The organism is Xanthovirga aplysinae (assembly GCF_009711365.1).
GTDB classification, from domain to species: Bacteria; Bacteroidota; Bacteroidia; order Cytophagales; family Cyclobacteriaceae; genus Xanthovirga; species Xanthovirga aplysinae.
Genome location: NZ_SMMB01001119.1, coordinates 1 through 8,528, shown reverse-complemented (window position 1 = coordinate 8,528; position 8,528 = coordinate 1). Strand labels below are relative to the sequence as shown.

At 35.1% G+C, this 8,528-nt stretch carries 9 protein-coding genes; 4 read left to right on the top strand and 5 right to left on the bottom strand.

Annotated features, from left to right (window positions below):
- Together E1171_RS23855 and E1171_RS13420 are read left to right on the top strand one after the other, a co-directional pair.
- A partial coding sequence (locus E1171_RS23855; RefSeq protein WP_187696444.1) for a hypothetical protein occupies positions 1–380 on the top strand: 380 nt, incomplete at its 5' end.
- A 306-nt stretch (positions 381–686) separates the two neighbouring features.
- Positions 687–2,120, top strand: a complete 1,434-nt coding sequence (locus tag E1171_RS13420) for an ArnT family glycosyltransferase (RefSeq protein WP_155206531.1) — start codon at positions 687–689, stop codon at positions 2,118–2,120.
- Between the two features lie 225 nt (positions 2,121–2,345).
- On the opposite strand, the gene E1171_RS13415 is transcribed toward E1171_RS13420, so the two are convergent.
- On the bottom strand, positions 2,346–3,080 hold the full coding sequence (locus tag E1171_RS13415) for an SOS response-associated peptidase (protein ID WP_155206530.1): 735 nt from the start codon (positions 3,078–3,080) through the stop codon (positions 2,346–2,348).
- 247 nt (positions 3,081–3,327) lie between these two features.
- On the opposite strand from E1171_RS13415, the gene E1171_RS13410 reads away from it, so the two are divergent.
- The gene (locus tag E1171_RS13410) at positions 3,328–3,753 is read left to right on the top strand and encodes a MarR family winged helix-turn-helix transcriptional regulator (RefSeq protein WP_155206528.1); all 426 of its coding nucleotides are present in this window, start codon (positions 3,328–3,330) and stop codon (positions 3,751–3,753) included.
- 4 nt (positions 3,754–3,757) lie between these two features.
- Complete coding sequence (locus E1171_RS13405) at positions 3,758–5,170, top strand: MATE family efflux transporter (RefSeq protein WP_155206526.1); 1,413 nt, start codon at positions 3,758–3,760, stop codon at positions 5,168–5,170.
- Between the two features lie 216 nt (positions 5,171–5,386).
- Here the strand turns inward: E1171_RS13405 and E1171_RS13400 are convergent, their stop codons facing one another.
- The 4 genes from E1171_RS13400 to E1171_RS24650 all read right to left on the bottom strand — a co-directional run bounded on the left by E1171_RS13400 (position 5,387) and on the right by E1171_RS24650 (position 7,835).
- Positions 5,387–6,658 (bottom strand): adenylosuccinate synthase, encoded by a 1,272-nt coding sequence (locus E1171_RS13400; protein WP_155206525.1) that lies wholly within the window; start codon positions 6,656–6,658, stop codon positions 5,387–5,389.
- Between the two features lie 5 nt (positions 6,659–6,663).
- Positions 6,664–7,008 carry an STAS domain-containing protein gene (locus E1171_RS13395; RefSeq protein WP_155206524.1) on the bottom strand — a complete coding sequence of 115 codons (345 nt, stop codon included), beginning with the start codon at positions 7,006–7,008 and terminating at the stop codon, positions 6,664–6,666.
- A gap of 4 nt (positions 7,009–7,012) precedes the next feature.
- Entirely contained in the window at positions 7,013–7,477 is a 465-nt protein-coding gene (locus tag E1171_RS13390) for a Fur family transcriptional regulator (protein WP_155206523.1), read from the bottom strand.
- A gap of 223 nt (positions 7,478–7,700) precedes the next feature.
- Positions 7,701–7,835, bottom strand: a complete 135-nt coding sequence (locus E1171_RS24650; protein ID WP_281347211.1) for a hypothetical protein — start codon at positions 7,833–7,835, stop codon at positions 7,701–7,703.
- Between the last annotated feature and the right edge of the window lie 693 nt (positions 7,836–8,528).

Genomic DNA, 8,528 nt, shown 5'->3' with positions numbered 1-8,528 from the left:
ATAGCAAAGGGTTTAAAATTTTTAAAAAAATATCCTATTTTCTTTTATTAACAGGAATTGGACTTTCTCTTGCACAAAAAGGGAAAATAGGAAGAGATAAAAAAATAATCAGTGATATCTACACAATCATGGATTATGTAACAAAAGGAAGTACTATTGGTCTTTGTCCCAAAATGGAAGAAGAATGGGGACCAATCGGCTATTTCCATCGATATGGTGAAATAAGCTTAGACCCAAGCCAAAATAAAAAACATTCATTCTATTTAAGTAAAAAAGGCTGCTTAAATGACAAAAAATATCTAAAAGGTTACGAGAAAGTCCCTGTTAATCTTGAAGTCTATGAGCTTTATAAAATAAGGAATAAACAAAGTAAACAGTGATGAGTTTAAAGAAAATCTTCATTACCATAAATGTTGTAGGTTTGATCCAGAAACTTTAGTTATTCCTTCACAATAAAAATATCAGATTATTTAAACCTGAACATAAACATTAAGGGGCTCCTATTCTGATTTCGGAAATAAGATGCCCCAACTTTAAGTGCTTCTAGCCCAATAATTCTTTAAAAACCCTCTCCAAATGAATAGTTTCCACTAACTATTTCATTTTTAATTTGTTGTTGATAAAAAAGCCTACCCACTCTCTTCATCCAATTTTACTTTCTCTTAATTAATTTCACCAAACCTCCTATGAAAGGCCAGCACCATGTGTTCTTTTGTTTTGTTTTAGGGCTTTTTATTGTGATTACAGGACCAAGATTATTTTCCGACGGAATGTTTATGGATGGTCTTTGGTATGCAACTATTTCAAAAAATTTAGCAAATAATCTGGGGACATTTTGGTATCCCTCTTTATCCAAAACCTTAGGTATAGCATTTCACGAACACCCTCCCCTGGCATTTTTTCTTCAGAGCACATTTTTTAAAATTTTTGGAAATAGTCTTTATATTGAACGAGTCTATTCTTTGCTTACCTTCTTGATGGTGGGAGCAATTATGGTAATAATTTGGAAGGAAATAACCGGAAAATATGCGTTTTCCTGGCTTCCCCTAATATACTGGATCACCGTTCCCATTGTAAGTTGGGCCTGTGCAAATAATATGCTCGAAAACACCATGAGCATTTTCATTTGCACCTCAATTTTTCTTTACCTAAAAGCGCAAAAGCGTAATCGTGGATTAATGCTATTCAGTGCAGGACTAACCCTTCTTTTTGGTGCATTAACCAAAGGCTTTATAGCACTTTTCCCCTGGTCTTTCCCCTTCTTTTACTGGATCTTCCGGAAGAAGATTTCCTTTAAAAGAATGTTAGCTGATACTTGTATTATCATAATTTTTACTATTCTACCTTTTATTTTCTTACTACTTACTTCTCCCGACGCTGCTGATAGCTTACAAAAATATTTTAATCAACAAGTAGTCAAGAGTTTAAGGGAGGTTCAAACTGTTGGGAGCCGTTTTTATATTCTAAAAAGAACTTTTGAGGAGTTACTGCCCGCCTTGATTATCATTCTAACAGTTCTTTTAATTGCCTTTAAGAGAAGTTACTCCCTTTCTCTTCTTAAAAATTCCTTTAAAACAGCATTTCCTTTTATATTTCTTTCCTTTTCCGGAGTAATACCTATTATGATAAGTCTAAAACAAAGTGGCATTTATATTTTACCCGTTTTTCCTTTTTTCACAATTGCTCTAGCCTTGATCTCAGTTGACCCCATTCGCTATTTAACAAGACAAATCAACCTTAAAGGAAATTGGTATAAAGCCTTCAAATATGGATCATATTTGCTCTTTTTATCTGGCGTTACCCTTTCCTTGTCTCAAAAGGATAAAATTGGTCGAAGTAAAGACATAATACTTGATGTTTATTCCATTATGGAAATTGTTCCATCCAATAACATTGTTGGATTATGTAAAGAATTGAGAGAAAACTGGGAATTATACGGGTATTTCCATCGCTATGCCGACATCAGCCTTGATCCAAATGAAAAATATCAGCATAAATTTCACCTTGGATTAAAGCAAGGAAGCTCCGACAAGGAAAGAATTCTTAAAAATTATCATAAAGTTACCCTTCCCCTAAATACGTTAGTACTTTATCAATTAAAAGAAGCTGAATCAAAATGACTACCACATTTTCTTCGCATTAAGAATTCCAAGTTATTTACTGAAACCCTTATAAAAGAATTCAATTTTAATTAATAGAATATCGAAATGAATTAAATCCTTGGCCTTAATTTTTTGTTTTATTTAGATATTCTTGAAGAGAAGGAGTTTTAATAATAAAATTTTATCCTCAAAAAGCTCCTGGTCTATTTGTAATAAAAATTTGTAATTAGAGCCAGAATAAATCTACGGTAAGGTATCTGGAATATCCAACTCTTTGTAATGAAAGGGTTTCTGGACAGATTCCTGATTAGGATTGTCCTTACGGGAGGTAATTAATTTACTGATACTATGTGCTTCCATCTTCTGGTCCTCCAAAGGGCTAAGTAGAGAGAACGTTTCTTCTTTAGAGCTGGATGAACTTAACCACCTCTTTTCGTTTTCAACAGTCAAAATTACAGGCATGCGCTTTTTTTCATTGTGAATTTTAGCTACCAATGAATTAGCTTCTGTTGTTAACACTGAAAAGGTGTTAACTTTCTTACCGGATTTTTTCTCTATCCAACTTTCCCAAATACCCGCCAAGGAAAATATAGGTTTTCCCTTTAGATATAAAAAATAAGGGTACTTTTTCTTTTGATAGGTATGCCATTCATAAAAACCTGTGCAAGGTATTAAGCATCTTTGGTATCGAATCCCATGTCGAAAAGAAGGCTTTTCAAATGCTGTTTCAGAACGGGCATTGAGGGTCTTAGACCAAAGTTCTAAGGCACTTTCCCTATCTTTTACCCAGTATGGAATAAGTCCCCAAAAAAAATTCTGGATTAATTCCGGGGTTTCATTAGTAATTATTGGCAATGGCCTATGGTCGTAGGCATTGGTATAATAGAACTTATGGAATTCTTCAGGCACACTAAAGTGTGCCTGGTATCTATTTTCTATTTGCTGGGCCTCTACCTGCAGGGCATAATGAAAACACATTGATAAATTGATTTGGTAATGTTTTTAACTTTCTCTTTTGTGAGTGGATTTTCTCTTTCAGGATTATTTCTGACAATTTAAATGAATTGGATTTTCGAAAAAATCCCGGTAAGGGATTTCTCTTATAAGGATATGACTTTTGTAAAAATTCGGAAAAATATAAAACATTAGAAAAACTCTAACGTAATTAGTTCGTCATGAAACTAATTTAATACGTACCTTGGTATAGTTTCATAGCGAACTAATTATGGATAAATCTAAAGAGCCTATTTATGGAAGAAACATTGCACGAGTTTATCACAACATGGTAAAAATGGTAAACGAAATGATGTGCGATGTAGAATTACAATCTGGGCAAATCACCTACTTAAGCAATCTGAATAAATTCCCGGGTATTAATCTAATGCAACTGGGAGAAAAAGCAATGGTCAACAAGCCCACGGTTACCAAAAACATAAAAATACTTGAAAAAGTAGGGATTGTACGTAAAGAACGAGATCCAAATGATTTAAGGAACTGCAAATTATACCTCACTGATTACGGGCTGCAGGTAGAAAAGAAATTACAAGTAGTTCTAAAAGAATTAAATGAGCGTTTAATGGACGGGTTTTCGGAAGAAGAACAAGATGTTTTAAGAGATTTTTTGGAGCGATTAAAAGAAAATACCAAGTAGGAATATGAGCAAGCAAAGGGAAGCAATTGAAAAAAGTAAAAGATTGGGGGAAGAAAAAATAAGTAAATTATTGATACAGCTTTCGGTTCCCTCCATTATTGGAATGCTCGTAATGGTGCTTTATAATGTTGTCGACACAATATTTGTATCTCGTTTTGCAGGAACTATGGCCATGGGAGGCATGGCCATAGTTTTGCCGATCACGATGATTGTAACCACCCTGGGTGCTTCCATCGGTCCAGGAGGAGGTTCTTTACTCGCTCGATTTCTGGGAGCTGAAAAATATGATCAAGCCAATAAGGTGTTGGGTAACATGATAGTTTTGACGGCAATTTTTGTAATTATTCCCACCATTTTCGGCTATTTGTTTGCTACTCCCCTTTTAAAGTTCTTTGGTGCAAGTGAAGCCCTTATGCCCTATGCCTATGATTACTTTATTGTAGTTTTTGCCGGAGCCCCAATTTTTGGCATGGCCATTATGCTAAATAATTCCGTACGCTCTGAGGGAAAGGCAAAAACCGCCATGGTCACCATGCTCATATCTGCCTTGGTAAACTTAATTCTGGACCCTATTTTTATCATCAACTTTAATATGGGAATAAAGGGAGCTGCCTGGGCCACTGTGATCTCCCAAATCCTTGCACTGGGGTATATGGTTGGCTTTTATTTTAGTGGAAAAAGTACAGTTAGCGTAAAACCTAAATATCTAAGGATTAATATTAAAACCAGCAAGGAGATCATTAGCTTGGGAGCTGCTACTTTTGCACGTCAGGGATCTACCAGTGCTTTATACCTTGTGGTCAATCACGCTTTGCTACAATATGGAGGCGAAATTTCCTTAGCTGTATTTGGGATTCTAGGAAGAATCTTAATGATTGCTACCTTCCCACTTTTTGGATTGGCTCAAGGCCTAATGCCTGTTGCTGGATATAATTTGGGAGCCGGGAAATTAAATCGAGTGGAAGAATCCTTACGATTAACCACTATTGCGGCCACAATTTTCTCAACCCTTATTTTTTTAATCCTTTGCTTTGATCCAAAAATGGTATTGAAATTGTTTTCCACTGATCCACAATTACTCGACATGGGGGCTTCAGGATTGAGAATGGTTGCTTTAGCTTTATCTTTAATTGGCATTCAAATTATTGGTTCCGTTTTTTTCCAGGTAATAGGCAAAGCAGGGCCTGCTTTAATCATGACCCTTTCTCGGCAGCTTTTATTTCTGGCACCTTTAGTTTGGATCATGTCCCGTATTAATGGATTGGATGGAATCTGGGAAGCATTTCCTATATCGGATTTACTTTCTGTGTTATTAACCCTAATTTTCCTTATTCCAGAATGGAAAAAATTACGAGCCAAAAATAAGAATGCTAGCATGGATACAGTCTCCAAGGATAAACTAGTGGCAAGTATTTGATGAAAAATTTAAAATTTAGTTTTGTCCATATCTTTACACAAAGAGATCCATTGTCAGATATAAGATATAGGAAATAAAAAATGAAATCACTCTCCATTCCCATTTCTTAATTTTATTACTTATTCCTATGAATACATCAAAGAAAAAGCAGCCAGTTTTCCTGGCTGCTTTCTTTATCTCCAAACACAAAAAAGGATATTTTATATTTCGAAAATCCTATTCTCGGATAATAGTTTCGGTCCTGTCTGGACCAATGGAAACTATATTAATTGGCACTTCCAACTGTTCCTCCAGATATTGGATATAATTGGTTAACTCCAGTGGCATCTCTTCAAAAGTAGAAACCCCATTTAAGGATTTATTCCAACCCTTCATGGTCTTATAAACCGGTTTAAGGCTCCCATCACCTATTTCATATGGCAATACATCCAGCATATGACCATCAGCCATTTCATAGTGGGTACAAACCTTGATTTCCTCAAAAATACTCAAAACATCCGCTTTCATCATAAAAAGCTGAGTAACACCATTAATCATTACGGTATATTTGAGCGCCGGAAGGTCCAACCAACCACAACGCCTTGGGCGACCTGTTGTAGCTCCAAATTCATTCCCTTCCTTTTGCATGCGCTTACCATCTTCGTCGAATAGCTCTGTTGGAAAAGGTCCACTACCAACCCTTGTACAATAAGCTTTAAAAATTCCATAAACCTCTCCAATATTCTTTGGAGCAACACCCAAACCAGTACAAGCTCCTGCTGCCATGGTATTGGAGCTGGTTACAAATGGATAACTTCCAAAATCAATATCTAATAAAGAACCTTGCGCTCCTTCTGCTAAAATGGATTTTTTAAAACTTATAGCTTCATTAATCAGGTACTCAGAATCAGAAAGGTTGAATTTCTTCAAAAACTCTACTGCCTCAAAAAACTTTTCTTCGGCAGATTGCAATTCATATTTAAAGTTATAGAATTCCAGAATTGTTTTGTGCTGCTCTACCAGGGCTTTATATTTTTCTATAAAATTAGGAGACAGCAAATCCCCTACCCTTAACCCACTTCTTCCAATTTTATCCTGATATGTAGGGCCAATTCCTTTTAAAGTTGAACCTATCTTCTCTTCTCCTTTTGCCTTTTCATAAGCAGCATCCAAGAGTCGGTGAGTAGGCAAAATAAGTTGTGCTTTTTTCGAAATTATCAGGTTTTCCTCCAGATTCACCTTATATTTTGCCAGGCCTTCTATCTCCTTTTTTAAAATAACAGGGTCAAGCACCACTCCATTTCCAATAATATTTCTTATTTCCGGACGAAAAACTCCTGATGGGATCTGATGCAAAACATGCTTAATGCCATCAAACTCCAAGGTATGTCCTGCGTTTGGTCCTCCCTGAAAACGGGCTACCACATCATATTTAGGTGCCAGGAAATCCACAACTTTTCCCTTACCTTCATCCCCCCATTGTAAGCCTAACAATATATCTACACTCATTTTACTTAAACTTTTTCCAGTTTAGAAATTGCCTCCTCTTTTGTATTGACGATTTGAAAAATCGCATTCAGTTTAGTAATAATTAACAACTTTTTCACCTGTTCAGAAGGATTAATAAGCACTACCTCCCCTTCAACATTTCGAAATTTGGTAAGAAGTGTAATCAATACCCCCAGACCACTACTATTGATGTAGCGTAATTGGGAAATATCCACAGCACATCGTTTCACCCCTTCATTAATATGGTCATTTACAAGGTCCATTAATTGAGGACCGTTATTTTCCCCAATCAAATCTCCGGAGAATTGTAAAACTAGCACTTGCTTTTCTAATTCGTGTGTAAAAGTCATAATTCTAGTTATTTTTTTCCTTCTCTTTACAGTCCGGACAAATTCCGTAAAGATTCAGAGAATGATGTAAAATATCAAAATGCATCAAATCACCCACCATGGTCTTGATATTCTGAATCCTAGGATCACAAAACTCCACCACTTTGTGACATTCCGTACAAATTAGGTGATCATGTTGTTTATAACCATATGATTTTTCGTATTGGGCCAGGTTTTTCCCAAATTGGTGTTTACTGACTAGGTCACACTCAACCAATAAATCCAAGGAATTATACACCGTAGCCCGACTCACACGGTAATTTTTGTTTTTCATGCTGATATAGAGAGATTCAACATCAAAATGCCCATCCCGAGAATAAATTTCCTCCAGAATTGCAAAACGCTCAGGTGTTTTTCTCAACCCCTTATTTTCCAGGTAAGCAGTAAAAATCTTCCTTACCTCCAAGTATGCAGATTCACTTATCGCCATAATTTTAGCTTACAAATGATTAAAGCCTCACAAATATAATATAATAAAACGACTAGATGAGCTTGGAGTTGGTTAAAAAAGCAGCTGAACCCAAAAGCTTCCCCCTCTCCAAAGGAAAAAAATGATTTGAAAGGACTGTATTTTTAAAATTTTATTGGTCTTTATATAGGTTTCAGTCCAAACTATTAAACTCTACAAATTCATACTCTGGGGAGCTTTTCAATTACTGGCCTAAAACGCTCGCATGCCCATTCTCAATAATAAAAAGTATTCTTTCCATAGAACTTTCTGTTATCTCCTGAAGGTTTCTATTATACCACCAAACGGATAAAATATCAGCTCCACGCCCATTTTCCATTTTAAAATCACCAACTAAATAATGTCGAAAATCGAATTAATGATATTCTTTTGAATTTATATTTTTGATATGATCAAGCAATCTTACATTAGTCAATAACTGATTTTCTTAATCAAGTCAATTATTTACCATTTCGCTGTAAGCCTCAGCACTTTGAAAATTAAATTTCTTAAATGGCTATTTTCGTAGGCTTAAAATTCTTAATGCATTCCACAAGGTCTGTTACTCCTGACTTCTTTGATTTCACCAATACACTAATTTTATCTTCATCTTTTGAATTAATAACATCCAACCCAGAATAATGAAAATGGAAGGTACCAACAACCAACACTTTTGCTTTTTCTATGGAAAAGAAAGAAGAAGCGGACTTTTATAGGGAATTCTCTTTTGACATCTCTTAGTGTCAGGAAACCATAAATAACAAGGAAAGTACTTTTCACCTGAATAGATATTTCAAAAAATCAACTAATTCACAAAGAACATCTTTTCCAAAACATCCCCAAACCACAAGAAAACACATCAATCATGGATGGTATTTATCTACTCAAATAAAAAGTGGTTTATAATATTTACAAAAATTAAAATATTAACCTGTAAAAAAATAATTTCTTTCCAAACTTATCTTTGGGGTTTAGCCCTTTAAATCAACTAAAAAATCAAAAACTATTCTTTAGCATCAAAGCGGGTAACTTT